Genomic DNA, 15,971 nt, shown 5'->3' with positions numbered 1-15,971 from the left:
AAATCGCACAGCGCTGTAGCCCCGGTAAGCGGTAGCGCCACCGGGGGTTTTGAGGCCGCCACCCGACAAAAAAACGACACCGTTCACGGTAATCCTTTCATTTATTTTCCTGTCTTAAGTGATCCCGCTAGCAATGTGAGATAAATCTCCGCCGCGGTGCATCATCCGCGCTGTTTCGAAGTTGTTAAATTCTGCGTTGTGTTCTAGAAACAAACTGTAACATCCTGATTACCCTACCGGTGGACCACAACAATGAATAATTCAGGGAAATACCTCATCTGGACACTGCTCTCCGTGATCGGAGCCTTTGCCCTCGGCTATATCGCCTTAAACCGGGGTGAGCAGATAAACGCGCTGTGGATTGTCGTCGCGGCGGTCTGCGTTTATCTGATCGCGTATCGTTTCTACGGCCTGTATATCGCCAAAACCGTCCTCGGCGTTGACCCAACGCGAATGACCCCGGCGGTGCGTCATAATGACGGCCTCGATTATGTACCGACCGATAAAAAAGTGCTGTTCGGTCACCATTTTGCCGCGATTGCCGGCGCAGGGCCGCTGGTGGGGCCGGTGCTTGCCGCGCAGATGGGCTACCTGCCGGGGATGATCTGGATCCTCGCCGGCGTGGTGCTGGCCGGCGCCGTGCAGGACTTTATGGTGCTGTTTGTTTCGACCCGTCGCGATGGCCGTTCGCTTGGCGAACTGGTTAAAGAGGAGATGGGGCCGACCGCTGGCGTACTGGCGCTGGTGGCCTGTTTTATGATCATGGTGATCATCCTCGCGGTACTGGCGATGATCGTGGTGAAAGCATTGACCCACAGTCCGTGGGGGACATACACCGTCGCCTTTACCATCCCGCTGGCGATTTTTATGGGTATCTATATTCGCTACCTGCGCCCGGGGCGCATCGGCGAGGTGTCGGTGATAGGCCTGGTGATGCTGGTGTTCGCGATCATTTCCGGCGGCTGGGTGGCTGAAAGCCCGACCTGGGCGCCGTGGTTTGATTACACCGGCGTACAGCTGACGTGGATTCTGGTGGGTTACGGCTTTGTTGCTGCGGTACTGCCGGTCTGGCTGCTGCTGGCGCCGCGCGACTATCTCTCCACGTTCCTGAAAATCGGCACCATCGTTGGTCTGGCGATTGGCATCCTGATTATGCGCCCGACGCTGACCATGCCGGCGCTGACGAAGTTCGTTGACGGCACCGGCCCGGTATGGACCGGCAACCTGTTCCCGTTCCTGTTTATCACCATCGCCTGCGGCGCGGTTTCCGGCTTCCACGCGCTGATCTCCTCAGGCACCACGCCGAAAATGTTGGCCAACGAAGGGCAGGCCTGCTTTATCGGTTACGGCGGCATGTTGATGGAATCCTTCGTCGCGATTATGGCGCTGGTGGCGGCCTGTATTATCGATCCGGGCGTCTACTTCGCGATGAACAGCCCGATGGCGGTGCTGGCGCCGGCGGGGACGACTGACGTCGTGGCCTCGGCGGCGCAGGTAGTGAGCGGCTGGGGCTTTAGCATTACCCCGGATACGCTGAATCAAATAGCCAGTGAGGTCGGCGAACAGTCGATCATTTCACGCGCCGGCGGCGCGCCGACGCTGGCGGTGGGGATGGCTTACATTCTGCACGGCTCGTTGGGCGGGTTGATGGATGTCTCTTTCTGGTACCACTTCGCCATTCTGTTTGAGGCGCTGTTTATCCTGACGGCGGTTGATGCCGGCACCCGCGCGGCGCGATTCATGCTGCAGGATCTGCTGGGCGTGATTAGCCCCAGGTTGAAAAAAACCAGCTCGCTTCCGGCTAACCTGCTGGCGACCGCGCTGTGCGTCCTGGCGTGGGGCTACTTCCTGCATCAGGGGGTGGTTGACCCGCTGGGCGGTATTAATACCCTGTGGCCGCTGTTCGGTATCGCCAACCAGATGCTGGCGGGGATGGCGCTAATGCTGTGCGCGGTGGTACTGTTCAAGATGAAACGCCAGCGCTATGCGTGGGTGGCGCTGCTGCCGACAAGCTGGCTGCTGATTTGTACGCTGACCGCTGGCTGGCAGAAATCGTTTAGTCCGGATACCAAAGTCGGCTTCCTGGCCATCGCCAATAAATTCCAGGCGATGATCGACAGCGGTACCATTCCGCCGCAGTATACGGAATCGCAGCTGGCGCAGCTGGTGTTTAATAACCGTCTCGATGCCGGGCTGACTATCTTCTTTATGATTGTGGTGGTGGTTCTGGCGCTGTTCTCGATTAAAACCGCGCTGGCGGCGCTGAAAGAGGATAAACCGACGGCGAAAGAGACGCCGTATGAAGCGATGCCCGCGGATGCGCAGACCTTAACGGCGCAGGCGAAGCGCGCGCATTAACCTGTTTGCCGGGAGGCGCTAGCGCTGACCCGGCCTACCTTTCTTCTCCTCCCTCTCCCTGTGGGAGAGGGCTGGGGTGAGGGAAATAAGCGAGAAACTCATTATGTTCGACACCCTTTCCAAAGCAGGAAAATATTTAGGCCAGGCGGCGAAGATGATGATCGGCGTGCCGGATTACGATAACTACGTCGAGCATATGCGGCTGACCCATCCGGATCGGACGCCGATGACCTATGAAGAGTTCTTTCGCGAACGCCAGGACGCGCGCTACGGCGGTAAGGGCGGGGCGAAGTGCTGCTAGCCTTCTTTCGGTAAGTAGAGGCTGATTTTCTTTATGCATCACGTCGCATACTTCACCTGACAGCATTACGTCATCATAGCAATCGTGTTCGATTTCAATATCTTCCAGATCGTCGTCGGTTTCGTCGTCGATCTCTGCCATCTGTAAACGCAGGTAAGAGGCAAAGCGTAACCCGTCGAGGCGGTGCGGGAAGGCCTCTGCCGGGCGACAGAGGCTTGCAGAAAATAGGCGATCAGGCGTTCAGGCCGCCATCCACGTCGAGCCCCGTACCGGAGATCTGTCCGGCGGCCGGGCTGGCCAGGAAGGTGACCGCCGCGGCAATGTCTTGCGGCTGGCCGTAGTGACCGACCGCAATCATCTGGCGCTGGGCTTCCGCCTGTTCCCCATCCTCCGGGTTCATATCGCTGTTAGTCGGCCCTGGATGGACAAGGTTAACGGTGATCCCGCGAGGGCCTAAATCACGCGCCAGCCCACGGGTCAGGGAGTTGAGGGCGGACTTGGTCATGGCGTAAACCGCGATACCCGGCATGGCTACGCGGTTGGCCAGACAGCTGCCGATGTTGATGATCCGTCCGCCATCGGACATATGCACCAGTGCTTCCTGGATGGCGATAACCACCCCACGAATATTGACGTTGATAAGGGCGTCAATGTCCGCCAGCGTCATGGATTCCAGTGGACCGCCGCGGGCGATGCCAGCGTTGTTGACCAGAATATCCAGTCCGCCGAGGGCCCGGGCCGCATGGGTGACGGCATCCTGAATGGCCTGCGCGCTGGCGCTGTCGGCCTGCACCGCTTCGCCGTACCGACCCAGGGCCTTTATTTCATCGGCGACCGCCTGGGCTTTATCGGCCGATTTTTCATACGTAATAACCACATCGGCGCCGGCGCGCGCCAGCGACAGCGCAATAGCGCGACCCAACCCACGGCTGGCGCCGGTAACCAGCGCCTTCTTACCTGTTAAATCGATCTGCATGATGACCTCGTTGCGAGAGTGGTGAGAATCATCATTAGGTATAGACGGTCGGGGTGATTAACGGCTGAAGTATTCCACCTTCTCGAACGCGGCGCGCAGAACGTCAGGGTTAACGTCATCGGCAGGCTAAAGCGCTACCCCGGTGGGAAGCAGTCCTTATAGGTGTTGGGCTAACCTGATGTTATGTCTGGACATCCAGATGGCTAATATTATTTGGTTTTATCTTATGCTTTTTACGCAGTTGTCAGGCATCGGCGGCTGTGAAAAATTCGTTAAATCAGAATATTAATTGCCCCGGGGAGGGTGATGAGCGTGAATCGCCTTGAGATGCATAACATTAGCCTGGCCTTTTCCGGTTTTCAGGCGCTGAGCAAGGTGGCGTTTACCCTTAAGGGCGGAACGGTGCATGCGTTGACCGGCGCCAACGGCGCTGGCAAATCGACGTTGATGGCGGTGTTGTGCGGGACGCATGCCGATTACGAAGGCGAAGTGGTGATCAATAACCAGCCGGTTAGCATTCGTTCGCCGCGCGATGCAAAGCAACTGGGAATTCATCTGGTACAGCAAGAGGTGGATGTTGCGCTGGTTCCGGGGTTGAGCATTGCCGAAAATATCATGCTGGACAGGCTGGCTGAGCCGGGTGCGGTTTTTCGCTGGTCGCATGTGCGTCAGCAGGCGCGCGATGCGCTGGCGCAGCTTGATATTGCGCTGGATGTTCGACGTTCTATCGATAGCTGTACCCTTGCCGAAAAGCAGCAAATTCTGCTGGCTCGCGCACTGTCGCACCATTGCCGTTTTTTGATTCTTGATGAACCCACCGCGCCCTTGGATCAGCACGAAAGCGAACGCTTATTTACGGTGGTTCGTCGTCTGCAGCAGCAGGGGATCGGCGTGGTCTTTATTTCGCACCGTATTCATGAACTCAAAGCGATTTGCGACACCCTGACGGTGCTGCGCGATGGCCGTTTAATCGAAAGCGGCCCGATGGCCGAGCTCAGCGGCGAGCAGATCGTCGAAAAAATGCTCGGTCACGAGCTGAGCGATATTTTCCCGCCTGCGCGTCCGCCGCACGGCGCAGAGGTGCTGTTGCAGGTTGAGGGTTTGCATGACGAGGCGCTGTTGCAGGATATCTCGCTACGCCTGCATAAGGGGGAAATTCTCGGTATCGCCGGCTTAGCGGGCGCGGGGAAAACTGAACTGTGCAAAGCCTTATTCGGCGCCAGTAAAAGCCGCCTGCGCCACGGCGAACTTAACGGCCGGCCGTGGCGGCCGCGCGACCCGGCTGATTCCGTCCTCCAGGGCCTGGCGCTGGTGCCGGAAGAGCGGCGCAAAGAGGGGATATTCATCGATGAGGCGATCGCCATGAATCTGGCGGTCAGCGCCGATAACAGCTTTTCGCGCTGGAGCCTGTTCGGCCATCGGCAGGCGTGGCGGTGGGCGCAGGAGGTTATTGCCCGTATCGGCGTGCGCGCCACCGGGCCGGGGCAGACGCTGCGTCGGCTCTCCGGCGGTAATCAGCAAAAAGTGGCCATCGGCAAATGGCTGCGCGGCAGTGCAAACGTGCTGATTTTCGACGAACCGACGAAAGGGGTGGACGTGAAAGCGAAAACCGATCTGTTTCAGTTGATTGATGGCCTGGCGCGGGAAGGCCGGGGCGTGATTTACGCCTCCGGCGAATTTTCCGAGCTGGTAGGCCTGTGCGATCGCATCTGCGTGCTGTGGGATGGGCGCATTGTGGCGGAAATTCCCGGCGCCGAGGCGCGGGAAGAGACGATTCTTTATTACTCCACCGGAGGAGCGGCAGCGTGAGCAAGGCCCTGGCAGTCAACGCGACGGTATCGGGCCGTCAACGGTTTTTCGATTTTCTCTATAAATGGGGCATGTTGCTGACAGTGGTGCTGCTGGTTGGCGTCTTTGGTTTAGCCTCGGATAACTTTCTTGACCCGTTTAACATCATCAACATTCTGCGCTCCATCGCTATTGTGACGGTGATTGCCATTGGGGTGTCGATTTCGCTCACCATCGGCGGCTTTGATCTGTCGGTGGGGTCGACGGCGTCGCTGGCGAATGCGTTAGTGATTTCGTTGTTTGTCTGGCACGGCCTGAACACCACTGAAGCCATTCTGATCACCCTCGCGCTCTGTACGCTGGTGGGGTTATTCAATGCGTTTCTGATCGTGGTGCTGCGCATTCCTGACATGCTCGCCACGCTTGCCAGCCTGTTTGTGATTCAGGGCGTGGCGATGACCTACAGCTACGGCGGCTCGATCACCGAAAATATGGTGCTGCCGAGCGGCGAGATGGCCGAAGGCACGATCCCGGCAGCATTTGGCGCGCTGGGGCAGGTGCCGACCATCGTCATTATCATGCTGGTGGTGACGTTAATCGCGCAGCTGGCGCTGTCGTTCACCACCCACGGGCGGCGGATGTACGCCATCGGTGGTAATCCGGAGGCGGCGCGGCTCTCCGGGTTGCGGATCACGCGCTATAAAGTAGCGGCCTACGTGATTGCTTCGCTACTGGCCGGATTGGGCGGCATTTTACTGGCATCAAGAATTGGCTCTTCCCAGGTGAACGCCGGCGGCGGTTACCTGATGGATGCGGTCGCGGCGGCGTGGATCGGCTTTTCGCTGGCGGGCTCCGGCAAACCGAATGCGTTGGGGACGCTGGTGGGAGCGGTGATCCTCGGCGTGCTTTCCAATGGCCTGGTGATGCTCTCGGTGCCGTATTACGCGATGGACATTATTAAAGGGCTGGTGCTGGCTGGCGCGCTGGCACTGACCTATTTTCAGCGCCGTACCTAACATTTTACAGGGTAAACAAAATGAAAAAGATAGCACTTTCTCTCATGGCGCTGGGCCTGCTGCAGTCGATGGCAGCGCTGGCGCAGACCCCGACGCCGGTTCCGGCGGCGATCGCTGAGCATAACGGCCCGATCCGCATCGCGGTGATTCGCAATCTCGGTTCTGACGATAACACCACCCAGTTTGTCGCCGGGGCGATTCAGGAAGGTAAAAAACTCGGTTTTAAAGTTAGCACCTTCCTGAGCAACGGCGATGACGCGAAATTCCAGGATTTCGTCAATCAGGCTATTAGCCAGAAATACGACGGTATTATTCTTTCCCAGGGACGCGATCCCTACTCGACCGCACTGGTGAAAAAAGCGGTCGATGCCGGGATAAAAGTGGCGGTATTCGATACCGCGGTGCAGGGAACTATCCCCGGCGTGACGGTTAGCCAGCAGGATGACGCCTCGTTGACCGAGCTCTCTTTTGGCCAACTGGTAAAAGACTTCAACGGCAAGGCCAACATTATCAAGTTATGGGTGGCAGGATTCCCGCCAATGGAGCGCCGTCAGGCGGCCTACCAGACGCTGCTTAAACAAAATCCGGGGATTAAAGAGCTGGAGTCGATCGGCGCCGTGTCATCCGACGTGCAGGGCGACACCGCCAACAAAGTCGGCGCGATTCTGGCCAAGTATCCCAAAGGTAAAATTGACGCCATCTGGGGCACGTGGGATGCCTTTAGCCAGGGAGCCTATAAAGCACTGAAAGAAAACGGCCGTAGTGAAATCAAACTCTACAGCATCGATATTTCCAATCAGGATTTACAGCTGATGCGGGAAGCCGGTAGTCCGTGGAAGGTTAGCGTGGCGGTCGACCCGAAACTCATCGGCGCCACCAACGTCCGCTTGATCGCCAATAAAATTGCCGGGGAAAGTACCCCGGCTACCTACGATTTCAAGGCGGCGGCGATTCCGCAGGCGCTGCTGGCGGCGCAGCCGGGGGCGGTCAACGTGGCGTCGCTGGGGAAAATAATCCCTGGCTGGGGGCAGACCGAAGATTTTATTGCCCCGTGGTTTGCCACGCTGGAAGCCCAACATAAATAATCAAGCGATTAACTGTACTGGCGTACGCGGGCGATAAGTTCGTCCACGCTATCGATACGCTCGGCGATGACGATCAGCGCTTTGCCGAGCGTTATCGCGTGGCGCAGACATTCGTGGCGCATGGCCGTGTCCTGAATCGAATCGATATCGGCGACGTGTGAAAGCCCGACGCTGCGGCGTATCAGTTCGGTACCACAGAATCCAATGGCATCGCACCATACTTTTTTCAGGAATACTGAGGCGTAACCGGGGCAGGCCAGCGCCGCATCGCGGGTTTTCTCCGCCGCCAGCGCCTGGAAACGCTCGCTGAAGGTGTGCCATAAGGTCTGAATATCGTTGAGCCGCTGTTCGCGCGCGGCGGCGGCATCGCGAATGCCGAGATGGCCCGGCAGACCACAGTAGTTAAGCAGCAAGTTGCCAATGGCGGTGCCGACGTCAAAACCGATAGGGCCGAAATAGCCAAATTCGGCATCGATGGCTTTAAGGCTATTTTCAGCGACGAAGATGGAGCCGCTATGAATATCGCCGTGCAGCAGGGCTTCGGCCTGTGAGAAAAAGCGGTGCTTCAGCGCCGCCACCGCCAGCTTAAGCTGAGCGTCCTCACGCAGGGCGGCAACCTCTTCTTCCAGCTCCGCCGGGTAGTTATTGCGCTCGTGGATCTGATACGGATCGTTAAAAAACAGATCCTCGGTGATCTCGCACATTTCGGGATTGATAAACTGCGCCACCTGCGCTTTTTTCTCATGCGGATGGAGATAGAAATCGCTGGTGTGGAACAGCGCCTGCGCCAGATATTCGCCCAACTGGCGCGCCGCCTGCGGATAGTAGACGTTGCCGATAAGCTCGCCGCGCCAGATACGGTGGTCGGAAAGGTCTTCCATTACCATGACCGCCAGAGCGGGATCGAAATGGAGAATTTGTACCGTATGTTGCGGGCTGTGTTGGTAGTGCGCGACCAGGGTCTGCGCTTCGAGGCGCGCGCGGTCAAGGGTCAGCGGCCAGGATTCGCCGACGCAGCGCACATAGGGCAGCGCCTGCTTAACAATAATTCGGCTCACGCCCTGAGCATCGAAAATTTTGAACACCAGATTGAGGTTGCCGTCGCCTACCTCCTGCGCCGACACCAGCTCAGACGGATCGTCGAGCCCGCCAAATTGTTGTGCGTAAGCCACCGCATCGCTGGCCGTGAAGGTATGGTATTGCGACATTGCCTCGATCCTCAAAAGTGCTGAATTAAGCCGTTCAGACGTCTATACATCTGGATTTCATCCTGACACAATGTGATACAACAACGCAACAGGGATTTAACGATATGCAGACACTACAGACCACCAGCCTGCGGGTAAGCGAAAATCAGCTTTTTATTCTCGATCAACAGGCATTGCCGCAGGAAAAACGCTGGCTGGCGGCGGATAACGTTGCGCTGCTGGTGGACCATATTCATGCCCTGCGGGTGCGCGGCGCGCCGTTGATCGGTCTTTCCGCCAGCCTGCTGTTGGCGCTGTTAGCCCAGCGCGGTCTTTCCCGCGACGAGCTTGCTCAGGCGCTGGAAACATTGCGTGCGGCGCGGCCGACCGCGGTCAATCTGATGAACAATCTCGATCGGATGAAGCAGGCGCTGGCGCAGGAAAACTATCCGCAGGCGTTGGAGAGCGAAGCGCTGCGCCTGATTGCCGAAGATAAACAGCTGTGCGCCAGTATTGCCGAAGCCGGTAATACATTGGTGACGCCGGGTAGCCGCTTGTTAACCCACTGTAATACCGGCGGTCTGGCGACGGCGGGGGTTGGTACCGCGCTGGGGGTTATCGCCCTGGCCCATGAACAGGGCAAAGTGGCTAACGTCTGGGTCGACGAGACGCGGCCGCTGCTGCAGGGCGGGCGACTGACCGCCTGGGAGCTGGGTGAACTGGGCGTGCCGTATCAGCTGATTACCGACTCCATGGCTGCCAGCCTGATGGCGCAGGGGCAGGTTGATGCGGTATGGGTCGGCGCGGATCGGATCGCCGCCAATGGCGACGTGGCGAACAAAATCGGGACCTATTCGCTGGCGGTGCTGGCTCACTATCATCGCATTCCTTTCTACGTGGCGGCGCCGCAAACCACTCTCGATCGCCACTGCCCGAACGGCGCGGCGATCCCGATTGAACAGCGTGCGGCGCAAGAGGTGACCGGCGTAAAAGGCAGCTTTGGCGCGGTGCAGTGGGCGCCAGAAAACGCGCCGGTTTACAATCCGGCCTTTGACGTGACGCCAGCGTCGTTAATCAGCGGTTGGGTGCTGGATAGCGGCGTGGTGACGCCACAGCGGGTGGCGGACGGTATATTTGCGCCGCTGGCGTAACGGTTAACCTCGATAAGGAACAATTATGTGGCAAGAGCGACTCGCACAACTGGTGACCACCTGTCACTGGATTGGCGCGAAAGGGTGGGCGCCGGCAACCGGCGGCAATATGTCAGTACGCGAGGATGCGCGCTGGTGTTGGTTAAGTGAATCGGGGCGCGATAAGGGCAGCCTGACCTGCGACGATTTTCTTCAGGTAGATATCCTAAACAATAATGCGCCGTCGGGGCGGAAACCGTCGGCGGAGACCGGGTTGCATACGCTGGTCTATCGTCTGTTTCCGGAAGCGAACGTCGTGCTGCACGTGCATACCGTGCACGCTACGGTGCTCTCACGCCTTGAAACCGGCAATGCTCTTCAGCTGCAGGGCTATGAAATGCAAAAAACGCTGAGCGGGCAGCATAGCCATCTCGATAGCGTAGCGGTGGCGATTTTTGATAACGATCAGGATATCGAGGCGCTGGCGGCGCGGATTGAAGCGTATGCCCGTAGTCATCCTTTACGTTATGGATTTTTGATCCGCGGCCACGGTTTAACCTGTTGGGGCAGGGATGTTAGCGAGGCGCGGCGTCAGCTGGAAGGGCTCGAATTCCTTTTCGAATGCGAGCTGCTGCGCCGCCGCTATGCGTAAAGGCGATTAGGGTAAGCGCGGGTAGGCATCGGCGATAGCATCGCCGGTGAACTGCGCTATCCAGCCTTCCGGGTTGTCAAAAATGCGAATGGCGGTGAAATTCGGCTCCGACCCCATATCGAACCAGTGTGGGGTATTCGCCGGAACGGAGATCAGATCGTTCTTTTCGCACAGCACCTGAAAAACTTCATCGCTGATATGCAGGCAAAATAGCCCGGCGCCTTCGACAAAGAAGCGCACTTCATCTTCGCCATGGGTATGCTCATTGAGGAATTTTGCCCGCAGCGCCTCTTTCTGCGGATTATCCGCTCGCAGGCTAATGACATCCCAGCTCTGGTAACCCTTTTCAGCGACCAGTTTATCGATCGCGTGTTGATAGGCCGCAATAACGGTTTCAGCGGTTGGCGCTGGGCCCAGGTAGCGATCGGCCTGCCAGCGCTCGAAGCGCACCCCTTTTGCGCTCAATTGCTGCTGGATTTCATCGGCGTTGCTGCTGTGCCAGCGTGGATGGCTGGCGTCGTTAACGGAAAAAATAGTTAATGCGCTCATGAGGGAAGTTGCTCCGGGTCGATGTCGTCAAAACGCTGAACCTGTGGATGATGGCTGGCCGGGTCGCGGTCGCCGCGTACCAGCTGCAGGGTGCGGAAACCTGCCGCTTCGGCGGCGTCCAGCTCCTGATGAATATCTGAGAGGAACAGAATGCGCGCCGGGTTATGCCCCAGTTGCTCAGCGATAGTGCGATAGGATTGAACTTCGCGTTTGGCGCCGACCAGGGTATCGAAATATCCACTGAATAGATGAGTAATATCACCTTCGTCGCTGTAGCCAAATAACAATTTCTGCGCGGCAACCGAGCCTGAGGAATATACATATAAATCAATGCCCATTGCCTTCCATTTCTCCAGCGCCGGGAGAACATCGGGGTAAAGATGGCCGGTAAAATCACCGTTCAGATAGCCCTCGCGCCAGATAATGCCCTGCAGCGCTTTCAGCGCCGTCGATTTACGATCCTCGTCCATGAAGCGGAATAGCGTATCGATAAGCTGGGCGGTGCTGGCTTCGGGGGAGGCAATTTCCGTACGCAGATTGTCGAGAATGGTACTGACCGGCTCGACGTACTGCTGCGCGTTGACAAACGCGGCCAGCCGCTCGCGGGCGTAGGGGAATAAGACGTTATGGACGAAGCGAATGTCGCTGGTTGTGCCTTCAATATCGGTCACGATAGCGCGGATCATGGTATCTCCAGAGTGGATAGTGCGCCGTGCTGCCGGTGGCGTCGGTTTGCCGCCTGCCTGCGGCAAGCGAAATAACGTTAGCATTTAGACGTCTAAGCGTCTTGATTGCCAAATATTAACATCGTGTTATAGTGGCTTCAACAACAGCATTACAATCGGAACAAAGAGAATGAGCAATAAGCCACTGATTCCTGAGAGTAAACTCCCTGCATTAGGCACCACTATTTTTACCCAGATGAGCGCGCTGGCGCAGCAGCATCAGGCCATCAATCTATCACAAGGTTTCCCGGATTTTGACGGTCCGCGTTACCTACAGGAACGGTTGGCCTGGCACGTCGCCCAGGGGGCTAACCAGTACGCTCCGATGACCGGCGTAACGGCGCTGCGCGAAGCCATTGCCGATAAAACCGCTGAGCTGTATGGCTATCGCCCGGATGCGAATAGCGATGTCACCGTCACCGCGGGGGCGACCGAAGCGCTGTATGCGGCGATTACCGCGCTGGTGAGGGCGGGTGATGAAGCGATCTGCTTTGACCCGAGCTACGACAGCTACGCGCCGGCGGTAGAGCTTTCCGGCGGGGTGCTGAAACGGATTGCTCTGCAGCCGCCGCATTTCCGCGTTGACTGGCAGCAGTTTGCCGCCACGTTAAGCGACCGCACCCGTTTGGTCATTCTTAATACGCCGCATAACCCGTCCGCCACCGTCTGGCAGCGGGAAGACTTCGCCGCGCTGTGGCAGGCTATCGCCGGACGGGAAATTTACGTTATCAGCGACGAAGTATACGAGCATATCTGTTTTGCTGAGCAGGGACATGCCAGCGTACTGGCCCATCCGCAGCTGCGGGAGCGGGCTGTGGCGGTTTCTTCTTTCGGTAAAACCTTCCACATGACCGGCTGGAAAGTGGGGTATTGCGTGGCGCCTGCCGCCATCAGCGCCGAGCTGCGTAAAGTGCATCAGTATTTAACCTTTGCCGTTAACACGCCGGCTCAGCTGGCGCTGGCGGATATGCTGCGCGCGCAGCCGGAGCACTACCGCGAGCTGCCAGCGTTTTATCGGCAGCGTCGGGATCTGTTTATCGATGCGCTACGCGATAGCCGGCTGGAGATTTTGCCTTGTGAAGGGACCTACTTCCTGCTGGCCGACTATAGCGCAATCTCTGATCTTGATGACGTCAGCTTCTGTCGCTGGCTGACCACTGAAGTCGGCGTGGCGGCGATCCCGCTGTCGGTATTCTGCGCCGATCCTTTCCCGCATAAGTTGATTCGTCTGTGCTTCGCCAAGCAGCCGGAGACCCTGCTGGCGGCGGCAGACCGTCTGCGTCGGCTGTAGCTATTTTACCGTCCACGCCTGAGAAAATTGACGGTCGCCGAATATCTCGGCCAGACCGTTAATTTGCTTCAGGCGCAGCACTTCATCGGCGTCCATCCCCAGCTCTTTACTGATTTTGCTATTGCTCCAGCCGAGATTGGCCAGCTCGCGGACAATTTCCGACATCGCGTGGATCTGATGGCGTCCGCGGGCCCGGTTGTGGCGGATAGTGGCGGCCATCAGGGCATCGCGCGGGTGGCTGTTCGCCGTCAGACAGGTTACCGGCAAATACCCCTTGAGCTGCTTTTTCAGCGACACTTTATTACTGGCCAGTTCGTGGCGGTGAAAACCGTCAACGATGGTATAACGCTTTGGCTGCTGATGCTGCACTACAATAGGTTGCGTAAAGCCGTTGGCCTCCAGCGAGGTTAGTAACAGCCGCTTTTCCGGTGGTGCAAGATTGTTAGGGTTGTAATCATTGGGAACCACTTCTCCCTCTTTAACCCATAGCACGCAGTCAACCGGCTGGTTGCGAAAAGGACTATGGCGATGCAAAGCCTGGCGAAAGCGGTTTAGTGCGTCGATTTTCTCCTCTTCCGGCAGAGCGGCCAGATACTCTTCTATCTGGGTTATTAGTCGTTGTTTATCTGGGTTATTAGTCGTTGTTGCATAACAGTCCCCATTGTTGGCGTTTTTTACTTATACGCTCACCGTAGTTTTTATAGCGGGTGGCTTTAGTTGGGCTAAAAGAAAGCTGGCGACACCAGTAATCATTATTCAATAACACCTTGCAGACGCGTCGCCACGAAGGGATATCCCGGGTGCCGATGTCGCCCTCCTGGCAATCGGGAATATCGTCCATTCCCTGTTTTTGATACCAATGCAGGTAGACCGCGATTTTGTTGCGATAGTGCTCGGCAGTTGGTCGCGGCATGCTATCCAGCAGAAACAGGGCATAACTCTTCCAGCTGTGGTGCCCGGGTTTATCGAGTTTACGGTGACCATAAAATTTGTTGTCATATCCGGCATAAATACCGCCGCTGTGCACGCCGTTTACGCGCTGGCAAATGGCTGCCCAACGCTCAGGTTCCAGCACGTGATACAGCCAGAGCCCCTGGCGCAGCTCGGGGCCAAAAGGTTCGCAAATCCGCATATAGCGTGGCGGCACCCCGGCCTGATACATCAGATCGTAGAGGGGGTTATAGGTATGGCCGCTTTTGCTAAACCACGTCCAGATATCGGCGGTTTTCCAGTCATAGATCGGATAGATGTACCAGGTATGACCGCCCGGCGCCGAAGTTGTCCATGGCTTGTCGTCGGCAAAGCGCAGTTTGCGCTGCGATGAGATGGTCATAAAACGATTAAGCGATTCATCTGCCCGGATACCCACCATCATCGCCGCCGGGCGGTTTTGCGAAAACCAGTCGGCGAAATCGCGAACGAACTCTTCAAAGCTCATTCCGCTACGATAAAACGGGAAATAGCCGGGATTGGTAATGGCGTCAGCGGGGGGCTGGCGTACCCAGTTGACGCCAGGTTCCCAGCATTGCCACTCCGGCGAAAACTGAGTCAGTGAATTTTGCGTGGTGAGCGGTAGGGCAACCCAATAAAATTTTTCAATAACATCCCGGTATTCGGCGCGGATATTTTCGCAATGCTGGATGGTACAGGAAAATTGCGCCTCCCAATCGATAAACAGCACGCTGAATTTTTTACCCATTTGCCGGGCGCAAAGCGCCGCCAGGTGCAGCATGGTGGTGGAGTCTTTTCCGCCGGAGAAAGAGATGCAGATGCGTGAAAAATTTTCTAATACCCACTGTATCCGCTGCTGGCTAGCCTGAAGAACGGACTCGGGTAATGGAATTTTTATTAATGACATTACCATTAATCCTTTAATGTGATAGGTACGCTTTTTCAGGTAGTGTAGAACACATTAATGGTAAGGTTAATATGAAATAGTAATGTTTTAAGCGAGGTCAATGTAATTCACACAAACATATTCACTTTGTGAATATGTTTGAAATGACAAATTAATTAGCTGCGGTACTTAGCGTAATAAATTCGGCGAATTTGGGGTTGTTCAATGATGAACGATTATAAATCATATAGGTTGTTATGGTAGGAATAGGGTGGGGAAGTGAAAGCTCACGAAAATTAAATGAAGCGCTAAAATAATCTATCGCATGCTTAGGTACAAATCCTAGCAGATCGCTCTGATTGATCATGGTTAAAATAGCTATCAGAGAGTTACTGCGAAACGCAATTCTTCTTTCAGGCATTCGTTCGTCGTTATTCTGTTGAAAGGCCTTTAATTTAGGATCTGAAGAAGCGTAAAGCGTAAATCCCTTACGTGAAATAGCTTCATATGAGTTAAGGTGGTCCGCACGGGGGTGACCTTCGCGGCAAACGAGCACAATCTGTAATTCCAGAAAAGGCTGGCAAATCGTACTATGATTTGACAGTGGGGTAACGCTATAGATTAAGTCTGCTTTACGGTAGGCCAGAAGATCTTCGACGCTTTCTGGCGACAGAAGAAGATCGCGGTGATCGATTTGCAAGTTAGGATCCATATTTAATCTATTTATTAAATCCATTGTTCCTGGTGATATAAGAAGTTGTGGGCTATAAATAACAAATTTTTTACTTAATTCAGAATGATTGGCAATATTAATCGTTTTTTCTAATTGGTTGAGATTCTGTTCCAAATGATGATGTAAATTCACACCAACGGTCGTCGGAGTTATCCCCTTCCCGGAACGGACAAATAGCGGATCGTTTAATTGATTGCGTAACCTTTGTAGCGACTGACTTACTGCAGAAGGCGTAATAAACAGCGTTTCTGCCGCTTTACTGATGCTAAGATGTTGATAAATACACTCAAAAATAACCAACAGGTTTAGGTCGAATTTTTTTAAGTCATAAAGGTTAGCCATG

The 15,971-nt window shown here is 56.0% G+C and carries 15 protein-coding genes; 8 read left to right on the top strand and 7 right to left on the bottom strand.

The features are described from left to right. Nucleotides 1-252: 252 nt before the first annotated feature. Both cstA and ABLV66_RS18415 read left to right on the top strand, forming a co-directional pair. Complete coding sequence (cstA, locus tag ABLV66_RS18420; protein ID WP_348876267.1) at nucleotides 253-2,358, top strand: pyruvate/proton symporter CstA; 2,106 nt, start codon at nucleotides 253-255, stop codon at nucleotides 2,356-2,358. Nucleotides 2,359-2,461: 103 nt separating this feature from the next. Next, the gene (locus ABLV66_RS18415) at nucleotides 2,462-2,659 is read left to right on the top strand and encodes a YbdD/YjiX family protein (RefSeq protein WP_045392899.1); all 198 of its coding nucleotides are present in this window, start codon (nucleotides 2,462-2,464) and stop codon (nucleotides 2,657-2,659) included. 232 nt (nucleotides 2,660-2,891) lie between these two features. Here the strand turns inward: ABLV66_RS18415 and ABLV66_RS18410 are convergent, their stop codons facing one another. Continuing rightward, entirely contained in the window at nucleotides 2,892-3,635 is a 744-nt protein-coding gene (locus ABLV66_RS18410; RefSeq protein ID WP_045392902.1) for an SDR family NAD(P)-dependent oxidoreductase, read from the bottom strand. Between the two features lie 306 nt (nucleotides 3,636-3,941). On the opposite strand from ABLV66_RS18410, the gene ABLV66_RS18405 reads away from it, so the two are divergent. The 3 genes from ABLV66_RS18405 to ABLV66_RS18395 are packed head-to-tail and all read left to right on the top strand — an operon-like array spanning nucleotide 3,942 to nucleotide 7,524. After that, nucleotides 3,942-5,444 (top strand): sugar ABC transporter ATP-binding protein, encoded by a 1,503-nt coding sequence (locus tag ABLV66_RS18405; RefSeq protein ID WP_047049341.1) that lies wholly within the window; start codon nucleotides 3,942-3,944, stop codon nucleotides 5,442-5,444. After that, nucleotides 5,441-6,439, top strand: coding sequence for an ABC transporter permease (locus ABLV66_RS18400; protein WP_032714059.1), 999 nt, complete (start codon nucleotides 5,441-5,443; stop codon nucleotides 6,437-6,439). Before ABLV66_RS18405 ends, ABLV66_RS18400 begins: the two co-directional genes overlap by 4 nt. 20 nt (nucleotides 6,440-6,459) lie before the next feature. Further along, nucleotides 6,460-7,524: a sugar ABC transporter substrate-binding protein gene (locus tag ABLV66_RS18395; protein ID WP_045392908.1), complete on the top strand. Its 1,065-nt coding sequence runs from the start codon at nucleotides 6,460-6,462 to the stop codon at nucleotides 7,522-7,524. 8 nt (nucleotides 7,525-7,532) lie between these two features. On the opposite strand, the gene mtnK is transcribed toward ABLV66_RS18395, so the two are convergent. Continuing rightward, complete coding sequence (mtnK, locus tag ABLV66_RS18390; protein ID WP_047068270.1) at nucleotides 7,533-8,732, bottom strand: S-methyl-5-thioribose kinase; 1,200 nt, start codon at nucleotides 8,730-8,732, stop codon at nucleotides 7,533-7,535. A 104-nt stretch (nucleotides 8,733-8,836) separates the two neighbouring features. On the opposite strand from mtnK, the gene mtnA reads away from it, so the two are divergent. Next, nucleotides 8,837-9,862, top strand: a complete 1,026-nt coding sequence (gene mtnA, locus ABLV66_RS18385; protein ID WP_316422444.1) for an S-methyl-5-thioribose-1-phosphate isomerase — start codon at nucleotides 8,837-8,839, stop codon at nucleotides 9,860-9,862. Between the two features lie 25 nt (nucleotides 9,863-9,887). Then, the gene (locus ABLV66_RS18380; protein ID WP_047049329.1) at nucleotides 9,888-10,493 is read left to right on the top strand and encodes a methylthioribulose 1-phosphate dehydratase; all 606 of its coding nucleotides are present in this window, start codon (nucleotides 9,888-9,890) and stop codon (nucleotides 10,491-10,493) included. A 6-nt stretch (nucleotides 10,494-10,499) separates the two neighbouring features. On the opposite strand, the gene ABLV66_RS18375 is transcribed toward ABLV66_RS18380, so the two are convergent. After that, entirely contained in the window at nucleotides 10,500-11,042 is a 543-nt protein-coding gene (locus tag ABLV66_RS18375; protein ID WP_289577275.1) for a 1,2-dihydroxy-3-keto-5-methylthiopentene dioxygenase, read from the bottom strand. Beyond that, nucleotides 11,039-11,728, bottom strand: coding sequence for an acireductone synthase (gene mtnC, locus ABLV66_RS18370; RefSeq protein ID WP_047049324.1), 690 nt, complete (start codon nucleotides 11,726-11,728; stop codon nucleotides 11,039-11,041). Before mtnC ends, ABLV66_RS18375 begins: the two co-directional genes overlap by 4 nt. A gap of 184 nt (nucleotides 11,729-11,912) precedes the next feature. On the opposite strand from mtnC, the gene ABLV66_RS18365 reads away from it, so the two are divergent. Continuing rightward, nucleotides 11,913-13,058, top strand: coding sequence for a pyridoxal phosphate-dependent aminotransferase (locus tag ABLV66_RS18365; RefSeq protein WP_165430692.1), 1,146 nt, complete (start codon nucleotides 11,913-11,915; stop codon nucleotides 13,056-13,058). On the opposite strand, the gene ABLV66_RS18360 is transcribed toward ABLV66_RS18365, so the two are convergent. From ABLV66_RS18360 to citR, 3 genes are all read right to left on the bottom strand, one after another. Further along, nucleotides 13,059-13,670 carry an IbrB-like domain-containing protein gene (locus ABLV66_RS18360; protein WP_348876274.1) on the bottom strand — a complete coding sequence of 204 codons (612 nt, stop codon included), beginning with the start codon at nucleotides 13,668-13,670 and terminating at the stop codon, nucleotides 13,059-13,061. It lies immediately after the preceding gene. A gap of 22 nt (nucleotides 13,671-13,692) precedes the next feature. Next, complete coding sequence (locus ABLV66_RS18355; protein WP_348876266.1) at nucleotides 13,693-14,916, bottom strand: phosphoadenosine phosphosulfate reductase; 1,224 nt, start codon at nucleotides 14,914-14,916, stop codon at nucleotides 13,693-13,695. Between the two features lie 151 nt (nucleotides 14,917-15,067). Next, nucleotides 15,068-15,970, bottom strand: a complete 903-nt coding sequence (gene citR / locus ABLV66_RS18350) for a DNA-binding transcriptional repressor CitR (RefSeq protein ID WP_348876265.1) — start codon at nucleotides 15,968-15,970, stop codon at nucleotides 15,068-15,070. Between the last annotated feature and the right edge of the window lies 1 nt (nucleotide 15,971).

It is taken from the genome of Klebsiella sp. CN_Kp073, assembly GCF_040065495.2.
GTDB lineage: Bacteria > Pseudomonadota > Gammaproteobacteria > Enterobacterales > Enterobacteriaceae > Klebsiella > Klebsiella aerogenes.
The sequence above is the reverse complement of the archived record's forward strand: the minus strand, read 5'-3'. Positions and strand labels throughout refer to the sequence as shown.